The organism is Mycobacterium sp. E3305 (assembly GCF_001666785.1).
Taxonomy (GTDB): domain Bacteria; phylum Actinomycetota; class Actinomycetes; order Mycobacteriales; family Mycobacteriaceae; genus Mycobacterium.
This window is the reverse complement of record NZ_LZJA01000085.1, coordinates 22,731-38,526: the sequence shown is the minus strand read 5'-3', so window position 1 is coordinate 38,526 and position 15,796 is coordinate 22,731. Positions and strand designations below refer to the sequence as shown.

Here is a 15,796-nt window from a genome sequence, read left to right as displayed (position 1 = left end):
ATTCAGCGGTTCAGTCGCCAAACGTGGGTGGCCAGGACGGTCGCGAAGGAACACCACAGCGGGTACGCCGACAGGGCCAGGCCGGCCCGCGCGTCGGCCTGCGCCGCCCGCCGTGCGAGGTCTGCGCTGCTGGCCGTCAGCACGGCGGCGCCGACCGCCGACGCGCCCAGTTTGTGGAAACCGAAGAAGAGCCAACTCCATCCGGCGTTGAGAACCAGGTTCACGCCGAGCGCCGCGGCGTAGCGGCGCGCCTCGTCCTCCCGTCCCGCCGCCCGCAACCGGTCGATGGCCTCCGCCGATGTGACCGCGATGTCGGTGTAGAGGGAGGTCCATGCCACCGGAAAGGCCACGTTGGGGGGCTGGTACGGCGGCTTGCGCAGCCGCGCATACCAGGACGGAGCGGCCTTGGCGTTGGCGACGCTGCCGGTCACCGCGGCGGCGGCGACGGCGAGGCTGGTGGCGGCGAGGGTTGACGTTTTCAAGGCATGCTCCGTTCCGGTTGGTTTTCTGCCTGTGCTGCAGTGGCTTTGGCGGGTCTGGGTGCCGAGGGCCACCAGATGCGGTCGCCGATCAGGGCGAACAGCGCGGGAATGACCAGTGTGCGGACCACGAACGTGTCCAGCAGGATGCCCAGGCCGACGATGATGCCCAACTGGGTCAGCACGATCAGCGGCAGCACGCCGAGCACGCAGAAGACGGCGGCCAAAACTATTCCCGCACTGGTGATGACGCCGCCGGTGGCCGACACCGCGGCGACCATGCCGGCGCGTGCGCCACGTTCCGCCGACTCTTCGCGGGCGCGGGTGACGAGAAAGATGGTGTAGTCCACGCCGAGTGCGGCCAGGAACAGGAAGGCGAACAGGGGTGTGCTGTTGTCCAGCGCCGGGAAGCCGAAGATGTGGCTGCTGGCCCAGCCGCCCATGCCGAGCGCGGCGAGCGCCCCGAGGATCGTCGCCGTCAGCAGTGTGGGAGGGGCGAGCGCGGACCGCAGCAGGGCATAGAGCACGACCAGGATGACCGCGAGTATCGCCGGAATCAGCAGATGCCGGTCATGGGTGGCCGCGTCGCGGATGTCGAGCGCCTGCGCGTCCGCCCCACCCACCAGCGCGGACGGGCTTGCCGACTTCGTCGTATCACGAAGTGCGGCAATGATTTCGAATGCCCTGTCGGAGGACGGTGGGGCGTCGATCACCACCGACCATTTCGTCAGGCCCGACGGGGAGCGGCCCGATTCGTTCGCCGACACCACGCCGGGGGTCGCCCCGATGGCCTGCGCGACCGGCGACTCGGTGGGGGCGATGACGAGCGTGGGGTTCGCCAGGCCGGCCGGAAAATGCGCCGCGACGATGTCATAACCGGACACCGAATCCGCGTGGACGCGGAACTGCTCGGTCTGCGACAAGCCGATTCGTGTGCCGAGCAGGCCGGTGGCCAGCGCCACCAGGCCCGCGATCGCGACGGCCGCGACCAGCGCCGGGCGCCGGTTCACCCATTCGCCGATGCGTTGCCAGGACGTCGAATCCGCGGTGGCGGCGCCTTCGGGCCGGGGGATGAAAGGCCAGAACAATCGCCGTCCGCTCAGCGCCAGCAGGGGCGGGAGTATCACCAGGGCGGACACCGCCGCGACCACCAGCCCGCAGGCCGCAAGCGCGCCCAGGCTGCGGGTGCTCGGGGTCGAGGCGAACAGCAACGTGAGCAATGCCAGCACCACCGTGGCGTTGCTGGCGACGATCGCCGGACCGGCCATCCGCACGGCGCGGCGCAGCGCATCTCGATGGTCGCGATGGCGCCGAAGCTCCTGCCGGTATCGGGAAATGAGCAGCAGCGCGTAGTTGGTACCCGCCCCGAAGACCAGCACGCTGGTGATCCCGGACGTGGCCCCGTCAAAGCTCAGCCCGGTCAGCGGCGCCACCGCGGTGCCCACCGCCGCCGCGACCCGGTCGGCGAAGCCGACCACCAGGAGCGGCACCAGCCACAGCACGGGGGAGCGGTAGGTGGCGATCAGCAGCAACGCCACCACCGATGCCGTCACGGCGAGCAGGGTGACGTTGGCATTGGTGAAGGCGCCGGCGATGTCGGCGCCGAACGCCGGGCCGCCGGTGACGTGGGCCGCCAGCTGCTGCGGCAGGCCGGTGGCGGCGGCCTTGCGCAGCTTGGCGACCGCATCGGTCAGGGCGAGCCCCAAGAGGTCGGCGCTGACCGGCACCACCGAGATGGCCGCCTTGCCGTCGGCCGACACCCGCGCTGGCGTCGCTGGGGTGGCCGCGCCCGGCGGGGCGGCGGCCTGCATCCGCTCCCGAGCGGCTTGGGCGGCGGTGACTTCGGCGGGATCAAGCGCGGCGCCATCGGCGCGGCTGACCACCAGGATCAGCGGGACCCGGTCTCCCCCGGGGAACTGGCGGGCCATGGCGTCGACCTTCGCCGAGTCCGAGCCGGTCGGCACCGACAGCGGCGCCTGCCCCGCCGCCGCGTTGGCGCCGACCAGCGCCATGAAAACGCCACCGAGGAGGACGGCGGCAAGCGCGAGCAACCACGAGCGCCGTCCCGTCACGGCCGCGGCCACGCCATCCCACACCACGATGTGAAGTCTTTCAGTGTGTTAAACATTAATCAACTGAAATTACGCACCGTTGCACATTGCCGGTACGCAACAAGGGGCACTATGGACATTATGGATGCGAGCGGGCGCGGCGTTGTCGCGCCGGGGTGCCTGCCTTGACGGCAGATCGGGCGCCGATGACCAACCGCAAGCGGCGGCACATCGACGTCTGCCTCGCGGAGCCGGTCAACTACGAGCACGTCACCACCGGGCTGGAGCGGTACCAGTTGCCGTACAACGCCCTGACCCAGACGAGCCTCGACGACATCGACCTGTCGACCGAATTCTTCGGCGCGGACCTGCGCTTCCCGGTCCTGATCGGCGCGATGACCGGCGGTGCCGAGTTGTCGGGGACCATCAACAGGAATCTGGCCGCGGCCGCTCAGCAACTCGGCATCGGGATGATGCTCGGCTCCCAGCGGATCATGCTGGACAGTGCGCTGGGCGAACGGGCCGCGGCCAGCTTCACCGTCCGCGACGTGGCCCCGGATGTCTTGCTGTTCGGCAACATCGGCCTGGCCCAACTGACGAAGGCCGCCGTGCCCGACCTGGCAAAGGCTTTGGAGCGGGTGGGCGCCGATGCGCTTGCGGTGCACACCAATCCGTTGCAGGAGGCGATCCAGCGCAACGGTGACACCGACTTCTCCGGCTCGTTGGCCCGGCTGCGGGACGCTGCCGACGCGATAGAATGCCCGGTGCTGCTCAAGGAGGTCGGTCACGGCATCGGCGGGACGGCCGCCGCGGAATTGGTTGGGGCCGAGGGAAATTCGCCGATCGCCGGCATAGACGTCGCGGGCGCCGGTGGCACCTCGTGGTCGCGGGTCGAGCAGTTCGTCCGCTACGGCGAGCTGCGTTATCCCCACCTGGCCGACTGGGGCATCCCGACGGCGCGGGCGATCGTGGAGGTGCGTGAGGTGCTGCCGGACATCCCGCTGGTGGCTTCCGGCGGGATCCGCACCGGCATGGACGCGGCCAAGGCGCTCGCATTGGGAGCCGATGTCGTGGCGGTGGCACGACCTTTGCTGCCGGCCGCGATCGATTCCGCTGCGGCCGTTGTCGATTGGCTGCAGCCGTTCATCGATGAACTTCGCGTCTGCCTGCACGGCTGTGGCGCAGCAACCCTTTCCGCCCTGCGCGCGGTCGACCTGACTCCCGTCCCATAGCTGGGTGCGACATGGCGGTGATACTGGCCTATGGATCGCCGGCCCTGGGCCACCTGTTGCCGGCCGGCGCCCTGCTGACCGAACTCGCCGGCCGCGGTCATGAGGTGCATGCACGCACCATGGCGGGTGGCGTCGCGACGATGCGCGCGGTCGGCGTCCACGCCGAGCCGGTCGATCCCGCGATCGAGTCGATCGTCGGCGAGGACTGGCGCGCCCGAAACGCACTGGGAGTGCTGAAGCTGACCATCGATGTGTTGTGCCGGCGCGCGGCACTCGAAGTCGAGGATTTGCGACGGGCCGTGTCCGCCGTCCGGCCGGATGCGGTCATTGTCGACGCGAACTGCTGGGGGGCCATGTCGGCCGCGGAGGCAGGCGATACGCCGTGGCTGGTGTTCTCGCCGTTCACGCCCTACCTGCGGTCTCGCGGCGTGCCGCCGTTCGGTCCCGGGCTGCGCCCACTGCCGGGCATTCTCGGCGAACTGCGCGACGCCTCGGTGCGGCCGATCGTCCGGTACCTTTTCGACCGCCCAATGCTGCCGCGGGTCAACGAGATTCGCGGCGGGCTGGGGCTGTCGCCGGTCGTGTCGGTCGACGACTTCGTGCGGCGGGCACCGCTGTTGCTAGCCGTCGGCGGCGAGCCCTTCGAGTATCCCCACCCGGGATGGGCCGGTTTGGTTCACCACATCGGCGCGTGCGTGTTCGAACCCGCGCAGGCAACCACACCGGAGTGGGTCGCTCACATAAACCGGCCGGTGGTGCTGGTCAACACGTCATCGATCAGGCAGCCCGACGCCGCCCTCGGACGGATCGCGTTGCGGGCGCTGGCCGACGAGCCCGTCCACGTGGTGGCGACGTTTCCGGCCGGCATCCCGCCGGACCTCCCCAGGCCGGCGAATGCGACCGTCTGCCGCTTCGTCCCGCACGCGGCCCTGTTGCGGCGGGCCAGCTGCGCCATCACCCACGGCGGGATGGGCACGACGCTGAAGGCCCTCGACCGCGGCGTGCCCGTCTGCGTCGTGCCGTTCGCGCGCGACCAGGCGGAAGTCGCCCGGCGTGTGGAGGTCGCCCGCTGCGGCACCCGGCTGGCGGCCAAAAGCCTCACACCGGCGCGGCTGAGGGCGAAGGTGCGCGAGGCGACCACGATGACGGACGGCGCCCGCCGGGTGGCCGCCGGATTCGCCGCAACGGGCGGGGTGCGGCGCGGGGCCGAGCTGATCGAGCAGCGGGTGCTTGGCTCCGCGGCCCGTCGGCCGGTGTCCTAGGCGGGTTTGTCGCCGGTGTGCACGGGACGGCGGCGGGCCCTGCTGGGGCCGCGCTTTCCGTCCGTCTCCGGGGGTTTGGAGCCAGGGATGGCGAGTTGCGCTTCGAAGGTGGACATCGCCGCCATCATCGCCTGGAAAACTCGGTGTGCGACGGTCAGATCGCGGTCGGGCACGTCGGCGAGGGCCTCGTGCAGGTGCGCGCCGAGGGGGGTGAAGAACGAGCGGGCCAGCGCCATGCCCGATTCCTCATAGCGCAGCAGCGTCTTGCGCCGGTCGTCGGGATCCGGCTCGCGCCGCAGGTGGCCGGAGTCGATCATCCGGTCCACCAGGTACGTGATGGCGGCGGGCGACACGTCCAGGCGCTGCCGCAACTGCGCCGGCGTCAGCGGCGTTCCGGCCGTCTCGGCGACCATGATGTGCAACAAGGCGTGTAAGTCGGTGCCACCGACGTCATTCTGGCGGGCGAAGTGTCGGCCGATGCGGTCCGATTGCGCCGTGAGTGCGCGCATGTCGGCCGACATCAACTTCTCGAGTTCGGCTCGGTCCATTCGCCGGTCTGCGGCGCCGCGCTTGGTCACTTATCGGTGTCCTTCTTGCGAGATTCGCCGACCAGCGTATCGGCGACCGCCACACGCGCGCCGCGAACCCCGATAAGTGTCTCGCATTTGCACCGGATTGGTCGGCGAACACGCGGACGCCGAGGGGACCGCCGTGCGCGCTCAGGACTTCGTAGGGTCGTGCCCCCAGTTCATCAGGGAGTACCGCCATGCGCTTTCGCGGATGTCGCCCTGGGGGCGTTGGGCCAGGTGGCGATTGGCGTAGCCGACGACCTTGCGCATGTGCGCGTACTCGTCGGGCCCGAGGTCGCTCCGTTTGGTCTTGAGTATCGCGACAATGCGGCGCCCACTGGCGTGCCCGGTCGACTCGTCGCCGCCCTGCCTCTGTCCCACGCGCTGTGATTCCTCGGTGGCGAGCCATTTTTCCAGCTCGCGAGCGGTCATGTTGACCGTCTTCTCGAAGCGGTCCCAGGTGGCTTTCTCGTCCTCGTCGGCCATCGATCAGTCCGCTCGGCGTAGCGCGCCCGGCTTGTGCACCGCGTCAGCACCCGTCTTGTCGCTGCGCACCCGGTACTGAGGCTCGTCCTTGGACGCCCGCACGGTGCGTCCGGCGGCTTCGGCGTCGGAGGTGATTTCGGCCTCCACCGTCCCGCGAACGGTGCTGCCGTGGCTCTTCCACTCGACCTTGTCGCCCTTGTGGAATTCCTTGTCGGTCATCTCGCTCTCCTTTCAACAGTGCGACGGAGCCGCCTCCCGGGTCACGCCGCCGCGTGCCGTGGCCGTGACGTCGCGCGCAATGCCGCCGAACACCACGTCGCGATACGGTGCCGACGTGTTCCAAAAAAGTTGCCCCGCAAGCCCGTAGGGCTGGAAGAGGGCCCGTTGGTGGTACCGGGAGCCGCCGTTGTCGTCAGCGCTCGCCGACAGCTCGAGCCACAGGCGCCCGGGCAGGGGGAGGTCGGCGCGCAATCGCAGCAGCCGAGGGGTGTCGATGCGCTCCACCCGCCACCAGTCCAGGGCCTCGCCCTCGTGCAACTTCTGCCCGTCGAGCGTCCGGCGCCGCGGCCGGAGGGCCCCGAGCGTGCCGTTGATCCATCCGCGCAAGGGCCATTCCAGGGGGAACGCCGACCAGTTGCGCTCGGCGACGGCGGTTTGGATGGCACGCCAGAGCGTCTCGGCGTCCGTGCGGCTATTGCGTTGACGCACATCCTCGTACAGCGATCCGCCCGACCATTGCGGGTCGGTCGGCAGCGGTCGGGAAGGCGCACCGTTGGTGTCGGCGCGGGACCACCGGGTGCGCAGGTCCTGTTCGCGCACGTGCGCCAGGGCAAGTTCGACGGCCTCTTCGTAGTGCGTCAGCCCGCCCTCGGGATCGGGGATGTAGCGGGCGATGTCGTGATTGGCGCACACCACGTCGTTTTCCAGCGACTCCATCAACGAAACGGCCAGCTGACGGGGGAGTGGGGTGAGCAGGTCCACGAACGGCGCCGACAGCCGCGGGCTCAACAGCGGCACCGGGACCGCGGGCCGCCGGGGCAGGCCCGCGATCACGGCGTATTTGCGGATCATCTCCGTGTAGGTGAAGCGGTCGGGTCCGCCGATGTCGAAAGGCCGGTTCACGTCGCAGGGCAACTCGGCCGCGTGCAGCAGGTAGTAAAGCGCGTCGCGCACGGCGATGGGTTGGACGCAGGTCCTCAGCCAGCGTGGGGCGACGATCAGCGGCAGGCGCTCGGTGAGGTACCGCAGCATTTCAAAGCTGGCCGAGCCCGCCCCGATGATGGCGGCCGCGCGCAACTCGACGGTCGGCACGCCCGAAACCCGCAGGAGCAGCCCCACTTGGGCGCGTGAGGCCAGATGGTCGGAGAGCCGCTGCCCGTCGGGCGTGATGCCGCCGACGTAGACGATGCGCGACAGGCCCGCCTGGTTTGCGCACTCCGCCACGTTGCGTGCGGCGCGCTGGTCGAAGTCGACGAAATCGGAGCGCATCAGCGAATGCACGAGGTAGTACAGGACCTGCTGACCGTCGAGTGCCCGCCGCACGGCGCCGGCGTCGATGACGTCGCCCTGAACGACCTCGACATCTGCCCGCCATGCAACGTCGTCGAGCTTGGCCGGGTCGCGCGCCAGCACGCGCACGGAGTGCCCGCTCGCGAGCAGCTGCGGGATGAGCCGCGTCCCCAGGTATCCCGTGGCGCCGAACACGACGCAATGCATCAATTCACTCCTTCGCCGAGTGGTCGTCGGGGGTGGCGGTGTGGGCGGGATGTCCCGCCGTGCGCCGGCGTTCCTTGAGCTGCGCTTCGTGGACATGGCGACGTCCTTCGGTGAGCCGGTCGCGCACCAGCCGCTCGATCTCGCGGAAACAGCGGTAGTAGCCGTCGTCGTAGTCGTCGACCACCTGGAAGGTCCACCGACCCGGTAACACGTTGCGCCCGACGAGTTCCCGGCTGATGTGCTGGGCCAGCTCGGCGTGTCCGATCTCGTTCAGCCGGGCCACCGCGTCGTCGAGTTGCAGGTCGGCGCGCCCGGTCAGCTGATGGAACGAATATAGGTGTCCGCGGGCGCGCTCGACGGTCTCCAGAGCCTCGGTGACTTTGCCCACCGCCTGCGCGACCGCATCACTTGTTCCGTTGTGGCCCATGAGTTCCTCCCGCCCTGTCGCTGTGGCATTCCCGGTGAAACCTGAACCGAATCGCCGCGAGGGGGTCTAGCCGCTTAATTTAATTAATATTTAAATTAGTGGTCAGACTGCGGACGCGCCAGCAGGCCGCATTGGGGAACGCTTTGCTGAGGAAGGGTTTTGCGCGCCGCGAGAATCAAAGCGCCTTGAGCTGCTTTTTGGCCGCCCTGCGCAGTTGGATCATCCGGGCGGCGCCGACGAGCACCGTCGTTGTGGCGCCGGCCACCGCCGACAGCAGGTAGCCAACTCCGACCGGCAGGTTCCAGTGGAAAGCGAGGAAGTGCACGGTTATCGAGTCCGTGTTCTGCGCGACGAAGATGAGCAGCACGATCAGGATCAGCAGGCCGACCACGAGGGCCCACCATGCGGCCGCTAGCCGGGTGAACGATCGCGATGACGGCTCGGCGGGATCGCGCGATTCAGTGCTCATGCTGGTGACTAGCCCCCAGCGCGGTGAGCCAAACCCGTTGAAGCGCGAAATCCTCTCGCGCGGTGGCGTTTGATTCGCCCGCTCCGGGGTATGAGAGCTGCGATGACTGTCAAAGAGATGCCGAGGCGCGTCTGGCGTGGCCGGCGCACCGTGGTGCGCCTGCAGCGCGACTTGTGGCTGGCGCAGCTGGCCCTCTGGCCGACCTTGATCCTCTCGGCCGTCGCGGTTTCGGTTGCCACGTGGGCGTTGTGGCAGCGCAAATCCCGTCGGCCTCAGCACGAAGCGGCGCCGCCCGTCACGGATTCGGCGGCCGCCGGCGGTCCCGCGGCACAGCCCGGCCTCAGCGGCTGACGCGCCGCTCGAACAGGCCCCAGGAGATGGCGGCCCATAGAAACGCGAATGCCTGCGCGACACCGACGCGGCCGGACGGCACCAGCAGGCCCGCGACATAGCGGTCGACGAACCCGGTGGTGGGCAGGGGATCCATCCCGGCGCGGCGACGCGCCCACGATTCCGCCGACGTCAACGGGCAGGGCAGCTTGAGCGCGACAACGGCGACGCCCCAGACGACGGCCGCCCGGTGCAGCACGATGGTGCGCGGCCAGCGCAGCGCGAGGAAGCCGCCGACCGGCACGTAGGCCAGGTAGGCGAGGTGCACGGCAACGGTCAGGACGACGGCGGCGACATACCCTTTCCGCACGGCGATTTCCCCGTCAGCCGAGGCCGGCGCGTACCTGGTAGCGGCGCTCGGCGTAGGCGAGGTCGTCGCGCCAGAGCCTGTTGGCCGCGAAGCGCATAAGAGGGGCGACCACGGGGGCGGCCCGCGACGCGCGCGCGAACCCCGGCCGGTCCGAATGGGCGATGGTGGCTTCCAGCACGGCGGTGCGGGGGAGGCCGTCGGGGCCCGATCCGATTGGCGTGGCGTGGGTTTCGACAGTACTGCCGGTTCCCTCGCCGTCCACGATGCGCATGACGATCGTGCGGGCCTCCGGGCAGCTGAATTCCGCGACGACCGGAACGCCGAGGCGGCCCATCCTGAAGGTCACCGCCACCAAGAAGCGATCGACGGTTTCGGTTGGGGTGGTGAGCACTTCGAGCCGGGTGAACGAATAGGGGTGGAACCAGGCACCGTGCCAGGGATCCAGCCGGTTGGCGATGATGTCGGCGGGCTCGCACACGCCCGCCATCCGGGCGACGGCGGCCAGAGTGTCGCCGGTCGGCCGGGCCGGTATCACCGGTTCGGCCGACGGCTCTTCGCCGCCCGCCTTGTCGAGCCGAACCCACACCAGGACACCGTCGTCGTGGCCGGGCAACGGGCTCCAGCCGAATTCGCGCGCCCGGCCGTCCAGGGCAAGTCCGTGCCATCGGCAGATCAGCGTGCCGTCGTGCACCGTCCCGGTGGCCAGATCCGCCCCCAGGTGGGGGCAACCGCGCGGACCGACGCGGAGCCGGCGCTCGTCATCGCGCCAGGCGACGATGTCAACCCCGGCGATCCGGGCGCCGAACGGCCGCCCGGGGCGAACATCGGCGCTGCCGGCGAACGCGAACCAGTTCCCGGTGGGCCTGCCCTGGGCCCGTTTCAGCGCGCCGTCGATGATGGCGGGCTGCGCCTCGCGGTAGGTCGGGCGCTGGTCGGCCCACGGGGTGCGCGGAATCACTTGCAGCGGCCAATCTTTGGTCCGCACGCCCGGCCATAGGTGCTGGAGCTGTTCGCGAATATTCATCGTTGAGTGGATCCTTCGCGGGTGGCGAGCCATCGCAACAGGGCTGACCGGCCTCGGGTGGGTACGGTGACCAACGGGTGCCCGGCCAGTCCCCATCTTCTCAGCAAATGGTTCGCGGCGCACCAACCGGTCGTGGCGGCGCGCTCCATCAGCGCGACCGGCAAGTCGATGCGGACGGCGTCGCCGGCCAACAGCAGGCCCGGCTGGGGGCTGACCACCGCCGGGCGGTCCGCATAGGAGCCGGGCGCAAACAGCGGGCAATCGCTGCGGTGCAGCAGTCGCTCGCAAACGACCTGCGCCGCCGCGGTTTCCGGGTACACCTTGCGCAGCTGCCGCAGCGCCGCCGCGCGGGACGGCGCGGCGTCGAGGGCGTAGGAATGCAGTTCGACGACAGAACCGTGGTGCGCACGCGACCACTCGGCGGCCTGGCGTTCGTAGCGCTCCAGCACGCTGATGTTGTCCAGTGGCTCGTGGCCGGCCGTGCCCAAAAACGCCTGCCGCTGCGCCTCGACGGGGCGATCGAGCCACAGCCGGTGGACCGCGAAGGGCGGCGCCGTCCGCAGCCGCGCGATCTGTGCGCGCCAGTCGTCCGTGGCCAGCCCGGTCGATGCACCCACGACACGCTGCAGGCCGGCCACATCGGTGGCCAGCACGACGGCGTCCGCGTCCAGGCGCTCACCCGAATCCGTCCACACCCGAAACGGCTCCGCCGAGCCGGCCTCGATGCGAGCGGCGCTGGTGCCGAGGCGAAACCCGACGCCCCGCGCCTCGAGGTATCGGCGCAGCGGCTGCCAGAGGGCGGTGTCGTAGTTCGACGTGGGCACATCGAAGATCAGGCCTTCGGACGAGCCGAGGAAGTAGATGTGAAACATCGCCGCCAACTCGGCCGCGGACAGCTTCGAAGGGTCGGCGAAGAAGCTGCGGGAGAACACCTCGAACGCCAGATGCCTTGCTGCTTCGGGGAATCGGATGCTCTTGAGGAACGTCGCGGCATCGAAGTGGTCGAGGCGCTCGTAGATCCCGGGCACCGACACCGCGGCCAGCGGCGCGGCCGCGCGAGCGTCGATCTGCAGGAAGTCGCGAAGCCGGAAGGTCGGGCTGCGGGCGGCGAAGGCCACCGCGTTCCAGGGTGGGGTGCGTGGTAGCCCCCGGAATGTGTCGCGCCGCCCCGCGCCGTCGATGAGCGGATAGTCGTCGACGGGTGTGAGCATCCGCAGTTGCGGTTCGATGCGGCGGAGCAGGGCGCGCAGGTTGTAGTACTGCCGAAAGAACGCGTGGAAGCCCCGATTCATGGCGAGGTCGGTCCCGTTTTCGCGTTCGGTCCAGCCGCCGACCCGGCCGCCGAGGTAGTGTTCGCGCTCGATCACTTCGACGGCGACGCCGCGTTCGGCCAGGCCGGTGGCAGCGGCCAGCCCCGCGATGCCGCCGCCCACGACGACCACTCGGGGTCGTGACGCCAGCGCTCCGGCATCCGGGAATCCGGTTGGTGCGGCGAATGTTTCGCGCCGGCGATCGGTGCCGAGGGCCGTCATAGCGGCGCGTCCGCCAGGAAGGTGTGCACGATGTTGGCCTCCCAGCCCGGCATCGTTTCGCTGTGCACGGCGGTGAAGCCCGCGTCGGCGAGGCGGTCCCGGAATCGGGCCGCGCCGTCGAACTCGAGCACGCTGCGCCACAGGTAGCGGTACAGCGCCGCGTCGCGGGTGCGCCACCATCCGGCGGGAATGATGATGCCCCAGCACACGGCGTGCCAGATTCCGGTGGCGGCGGGGGAGTCGCGCACCGAGTACTCGTGCACCGCGAGTGTGGCACCGGGTCGCAGCAGGGCCCGGAGTTTCCGCAATTGGCCGTCCCGGTCGGCGAGGTTGCGGATCAGGTAGGCGGCCAGAATTCCGTCGAACGGCCCGGTGATCCCGTGCTCGGCCAGTTGCTCGACGGGGGTGTGCACGAATCGCACCGACCGGGGCCAGGCCTTCGCGGCCGCAGCGTCGAGCATGCCCCGCGACGCGTCGACGGCGACGATCTCGGCCTCCGGGGCGACGGCCAGCAGCGCGGCCGTCGACGCGCCCGTGCCACAGCCGGCGTCGAGCAGGCGTAAGCCCTTGCCGCGGTCACGTATTCGCATGCGGCGGGCGGAGAGAAGCAATTGGTTGTGATAGCCGGGGCTGGCACCCACCAGCCCGTCGTACGCCGCCGCTCCGGCGTCGAAGGCGGCCGACAGTTCGCCGGGGGTCGGGCCGGCTTCACCGACGCGCACGTTGGCGTTCCCATCCCAGCAGCACCGCGGTGGCGAGTGCGAAGCCGAACAAGAAATCCTCGACCGGGATGTCGAAAGGGACGCGCAGGCCGGTGATGTGGCGGGGGTCGTAGCTGACGATGGGGGAACTGAGCTTGGTCAGCCATCCGTCGACCGGAACCTGGAACCCGAGAATGATCAGCATCGACAGCCAGTACGCCGGCCGTCGGAAGAGCCCGGTGCGCAACACCGCCAATTCCAGTGCGCACACGGCGAATACCGATGCGACGGCCGGAACGGTATAACCCAGGCCGCTCACCGCCGGTTGACCCTGCCCAGGATGGTGCTCACGGCGTTGTAGGTGAGCAGCGCGCAGATCGGAATGACGATGAAGAACAGCACCTCTTCGATCGGCACCCGGAACGGGATGTCCAGGCCGGTGATGTATTCGCCGTTGTACGTCCACACGTGCGCGGCGATGGCGATCTCGTCCCAGACCAAAAACGCCACGGCCACGGGCAGAACGGCCTTCACCAGCCGCCGCCATTGCCGGTAGACGCCGGGGCCGAAGAACTCCAGGGGCGCGGTGATCGCCAGGCATGCGGCGAGGACCAGAAGATACTGCCAGCGATCGGTCATGCGGCCCCCGGGGCATCGGCAACGCCGGGCGAACTACTGCGCGCCCGCCACGACCGTATCAGCCCGATGCCGGCGACCTGCAGCCGTCGGGCTCTGCCGACCGTGGCCCGGTGATTGAACACCGCGAAATCGCTCTCTTCGATGCGGTCCAGGATTTCGGAGTACAGCGCCGCCGCGGTCGCCACGCACGGTCGCGACCGCGGGCTCAGCATGCCGATGCCGGCGGCCGCGAATCGGTAAGTCTCGCGGGTGATCTCGTGCTGGGCGGCGAGCGCCTCGCGCACCCGCGGGTCGGTGCGGCGCTTGCGGTGACACCAGGTCAGCAGCTCGCGATCCACACCGTGTGCGGCGAGCTCGTCGGCCGGCAGGTAGACCCGCTGCCGCAACAGGTCTTCGTCGACGTCGCGCAGGAAGTTGGTGAGCTGAAACGCCCTACCCAGCGCCGCGGCGTAGGGCGCGGTCTCCTCGACCGGCGCCACGGTGCCCAGGACCGGAAGAACCTGCAGGCCAATGGCTTCGGCGGATCCACGCATGTATAGGTTGAGCGCACCGCGGTCGGGATAATCGGTGACCGTCAGGTCCATCCGCATCGACGCCAGGAAGTCGTCGAACAGCTCGGTGCCGATGCGGTAGCGGCGGGCGGTGTGGGTGACCGCGGCGAGCACGGGGTCGTCCAGATGGTCTCCGCCGGAGAAGAATTGGTCGGCGAGTTGCTGCAACCGCATGCCGCGGACGTCGGCGCTCAGCCCGGGGTCGAGGTCGTCGAGGATGTCGTCGGCATAGCGCGCGAAACCGTAGAGGGCGTGCACGGCCGGACGTTGGTCGGGCGCCAGCAGGCGGGTGGCCAAGAAGAAGGTGCGGCCGTGCGCGGCGTTGAGTTCGCGGCAGCGCCGATAACCCTCGCGCAGGCGCGGATCGTCGATCCCGGCCGCGTCCAATTCGCTGCGAATCATGTCAGCCCGGCCCTCATGTCGTGGTGCGTCGTCATCCGGTTGGCTCGGCCGGCGCTGGGGCCGGTGACGCGGTCGGCGGCTAGCCGACCCGAGATCAGCGTGGTGGGGACGCCGACGCCGGGCACGGTTGACGAGCCGGCCAGCACCGCGTTTTCGACGCCGCGCACCATGTTGGCCGGCCGGAAGGGGCCCGTCTGCCCGAAGGTGTGGGCCAGCGCGAAGGGGCTGCCCGCCGCCATGCCCTGACGCGCCCAGTCCGCGGGCGTGACGGTGTCCAATACCGTTGCGTCCTCGGCCAACCCGGGCAGTAGCCGCGCCGCGACCTCGTCGATCAGGGTGTCGACATAACGCGCCCCGACGGTGTCCCAGTCGATGGGCCCGCGATCCAGGTTCGGCGCGGGGGCGAGCACGTACAGCAGGTCGTGCCCGTCCGGGGCCAGGGCGGGGTCGCTCGCCGTCGGGCGGGTGACCAGCAGCGAGGGATCCCGCATCAGGCGGCCGTCGCGGATGATGTCGGTGAAGGTCTGATCCCAGGAATCGCCGAACAGGATCGTGTGATGGGCCGCGTCGGAGGCGACGCGGCGGGAGCCCAGGTGGGCCACGACCGCCGAAGGCGCCGGCCGCAGCCGCACGGGGCGGCGCGGTGTGCGGCCCAACAGTTCATAGGTCTGCGGCAGTTCGGTGGTCAGCACCACCGCGTCGCACGCGATGGGGTCCAGGCGATCCGTCAGCACGGCCCTGACCCGTCCGGCGGCGCGGTCGAGCCCGGTAACGGTGGCGTTGTAACGGAATTCGACCCCCGCATCGGCGGCGGCCGCGGCCAGTGCGTCGGGAAGCGCGCGAACCCCGCCGCGCGGGAAGAACACGCCCGCGACGGTGTCCATGTAGGCGATGACCGCGTACACGGCCAGGGCGTTCCGCGGCGCCACGCCCGCGTACAGGGATTGGAACGTGAAGACCCGTTGCAGCCGGGGGTCGCTGATATGCCGCTTCACTACGCGATCCCACTTGCGGAAGCCGCCGATCGCCGTCAGCCGCGCCAACTGCGGCGTGAGCAACGACAGCGGGGAGTCGAAGTTGGCGGCGATGAACCCGTCGAATTCGATCCGGTACAACCGCTGCAGCCACTCGCGCAGCCGCCGGTAGCCCGCTGCCTGCCCGGATCCGGCGAACTCTGCAATGGCGGTGGTCATCCGGTCGGGGTCGGTGTGCACGTCGAGCGCGCTGCCGTCGGCGAACACCGCCCGGTAGGCCGGGTCAAGCGGCAGCAATTCCAGCCGGCCCGACCGGCTCTGGCCGGCGGCCGCGAAAGTCTCGTCGATGATGTCCGGCATCGTGAGCACCGTCGGCCCGGTGTCGATTCGATAGCCGTCGACGTCGAGGCGGCCGGCGCGCCCCCCCGGCCAGGGGTGGCGTTCCACCACCGTGACCGCGCGTCCACGGCCGGCCAGATGCAGCGCGGCGGACAGACCGGCCAGGCCGGCCCCGATCACCACGACGCGCTCGCTGCGTCCTTCGATGGTCCGCATGTCAGCATGCTCCCAAACTTGCGTCGC

19 protein-coding genes are annotated in these 15,796 nt (G+C 69.9%); 3 read left to right on the top strand and 16 right to left on the bottom strand.

What is annotated here, in order from left to right; translation table 11 throughout:
• Nucleotides 1–2 precede the first annotated feature (2 nt).
• On the bottom strand, nucleotides 3–482 hold the full coding sequence (locus A5701_RS08640; protein ID WP_067751149.1) for a TspO/MBR family protein: 480 nt from the start codon (nucleotides 480–482) through the stop codon (nucleotides 3–5).
• Entirely contained in the window at nucleotides 479–2,578 is a 2,100-nt protein-coding gene (locus A5701_RS08635; RefSeq protein WP_067751147.1) for an MMPL family transporter, read from the bottom strand. Before A5701_RS08635 ends, A5701_RS08640 begins: the two co-directional genes overlap by 4 nt.
• A gap of 158 nt (nucleotides 2,579–2,736) precedes the next feature.
• On the opposite strand from A5701_RS08635, the gene fni reads away from it, so the two are divergent.
• Nucleotides 2,737–3,762, top strand: coding sequence for a type 2 isopentenyl-diphosphate Delta-isomerase (fni, locus tag A5701_RS08630; protein WP_197504944.1), 1,026 nt, complete (start codon nucleotides 2,737–2,739; stop codon nucleotides 3,760–3,762).
• 11 nt (nucleotides 3,763–3,773) lie between these two features.
• A complete protein-coding gene (locus A5701_RS08625) occupies nucleotides 3,774–5,024 on the top strand; it encodes a glycosyltransferase (protein WP_067751139.1) in 1,251 nt (416 codons plus the stop codon).
• Here A5701_RS08625 and A5701_RS08620 read toward each other — a convergent pair.
• From A5701_RS08620 to A5701_RS08595, 6 genes are all read right to left on the bottom strand, one after another.
• A complete protein-coding gene (locus A5701_RS08620; protein ID WP_067751132.1) occupies nucleotides 5,021–5,602 on the bottom strand; it encodes a MarR family winged helix-turn-helix transcriptional regulator in 582 nt (193 codons plus the stop codon). The genes A5701_RS08625 and A5701_RS08620 overlap by 4 nt on opposite strands.
• A gap of 141 nt (nucleotides 5,603–5,743) precedes the next feature.
• Nucleotides 5,744–6,079, bottom strand: a complete 336-nt coding sequence (locus A5701_RS08615) for a DUF3140 domain-containing protein (protein WP_067751119.1) — start codon at nucleotides 6,077–6,079, stop codon at nucleotides 5,744–5,746.
• A 3-nt stretch (nucleotides 6,080–6,082) separates the two neighbouring features.
• Nucleotides 6,083–6,298: a DUF2945 domain-containing protein gene (locus A5701_RS08610; RefSeq protein ID WP_067751116.1), complete on the bottom strand. Its 216-nt coding sequence runs from the start codon at nucleotides 6,296–6,298 to the stop codon at nucleotides 6,083–6,085.
• A 12-nt stretch (nucleotides 6,299–6,310) separates the two neighbouring features.
• Nucleotides 6,311–7,795: a DUF2867 domain-containing protein gene (locus tag A5701_RS08605; protein WP_067751272.1), complete on the bottom strand. Its 1,485-nt coding sequence runs from the start codon at nucleotides 7,793–7,795 to the stop codon at nucleotides 6,311–6,313.
• Nucleotides 7,796–7,799: 4 nt separating this feature from the next.
• A complete protein-coding gene (locus tag A5701_RS08600; protein ID WP_067751113.1) occupies nucleotides 7,800–8,222 on the bottom strand; it encodes a hypothetical protein in 423 nt (140 codons plus the stop codon).
• A gap of 175 nt (nucleotides 8,223–8,397) precedes the next feature.
• Entirely contained in the window at nucleotides 8,398–8,691 is a 294-nt protein-coding gene (locus A5701_RS08595) for a lipopolysaccharide assembly LapA domain-containing protein (RefSeq protein WP_067751110.1), read from the bottom strand.
• Between the two features lie 102 nt (nucleotides 8,692–8,793).
• On the opposite strand from A5701_RS08595, the gene A5701_RS08590 reads away from it, so the two are divergent.
• Complete coding sequence (locus A5701_RS08590) at nucleotides 8,794–9,042, top strand: hypothetical protein (protein ID WP_067751107.1); 249 nt, start codon at nucleotides 8,794–8,796, stop codon at nucleotides 9,040–9,042.
• On the opposite strand, the gene A5701_RS08585 is transcribed toward A5701_RS08590, so the two are convergent.
• Genes A5701_RS08585 through crtI form a run of 8 tightly spaced genes read right to left on the bottom strand, consistent with a single transcriptional unit; the run spans nucleotide 9,032 to nucleotide 15,769 of the window.
• Nucleotides 9,032–9,391: a DUF2784 domain-containing protein gene (locus A5701_RS08585; protein ID WP_231969175.1), complete on the bottom strand. Its 360-nt coding sequence runs from the start codon at nucleotides 9,389–9,391 to the stop codon at nucleotides 9,032–9,034. The genes A5701_RS08590 and A5701_RS08585 overlap by 11 nt on opposite strands.
• Before the next feature lie 13 nt (nucleotides 9,392–9,404).
• Nucleotides 9,405–10,415 carry a DUF5914 domain-containing protein gene (locus tag A5701_RS08580; RefSeq protein ID WP_067751104.1) on the bottom strand — a complete coding sequence of 337 codons (1,011 nt, stop codon included), beginning with the start codon at nucleotides 10,413–10,415 and terminating at the stop codon, nucleotides 9,405–9,407.
• Nucleotides 10,412–11,947 carry an FAD-dependent oxidoreductase gene (locus A5701_RS08575; protein WP_067751101.1) on the bottom strand — a complete coding sequence of 512 codons (1,536 nt, stop codon included), beginning with the start codon at nucleotides 11,945–11,947 and terminating at the stop codon, nucleotides 10,412–10,414. Before A5701_RS08575 ends, A5701_RS08580 begins: the two co-directional genes overlap by 4 nt.
• Nucleotides 11,944–12,669, bottom strand: a complete 726-nt coding sequence (locus A5701_RS08570) for a class I SAM-dependent methyltransferase (protein WP_067751096.1) — start codon at nucleotides 12,667–12,669, stop codon at nucleotides 11,944–11,946. The genes A5701_RS08575 and A5701_RS08570 overlap by 4 nt, the downstream gene beginning before the upstream one ends.
• Nucleotides 12,656–12,967: a lycopene cyclase domain-containing protein gene (locus tag A5701_RS08565; RefSeq protein ID WP_067751093.1), complete on the bottom strand. Its 312-nt coding sequence runs from the start codon at nucleotides 12,965–12,967 to the stop codon at nucleotides 12,656–12,658. The genes A5701_RS08570 and A5701_RS08565 overlap by 14 nt, the downstream gene beginning before the upstream one ends.
• Nucleotides 12,964–13,287 (bottom strand): lycopene cyclase domain-containing protein, encoded by a 324-nt coding sequence (locus tag A5701_RS08560; RefSeq protein ID WP_067751090.1) that lies wholly within the window; start codon nucleotides 13,285–13,287, stop codon nucleotides 12,964–12,966. The genes A5701_RS08565 and A5701_RS08560 overlap by 4 nt, the downstream gene beginning before the upstream one ends.
• Complete coding sequence (locus tag A5701_RS08555) at nucleotides 13,284–14,240, bottom strand: phytoene/squalene synthase family protein (protein ID WP_067751087.1); 957 nt, start codon at nucleotides 14,238–14,240, stop codon at nucleotides 13,284–13,286. The genes A5701_RS08560 and A5701_RS08555 overlap by 4 nt, the downstream gene beginning before the upstream one ends.
• On the bottom strand, nucleotides 14,237–15,769 hold the full coding sequence (gene crtI / locus A5701_RS08550; protein ID WP_067751084.1) for a phytoene desaturase family protein: 1,533 nt from the start codon (nucleotides 15,767–15,769) through the stop codon (nucleotides 14,237–14,239). The genes A5701_RS08555 and crtI overlap by 4 nt, the downstream gene beginning before the upstream one ends.
• Nucleotides 15,770–15,796 lie beyond the last annotated feature (27 nt).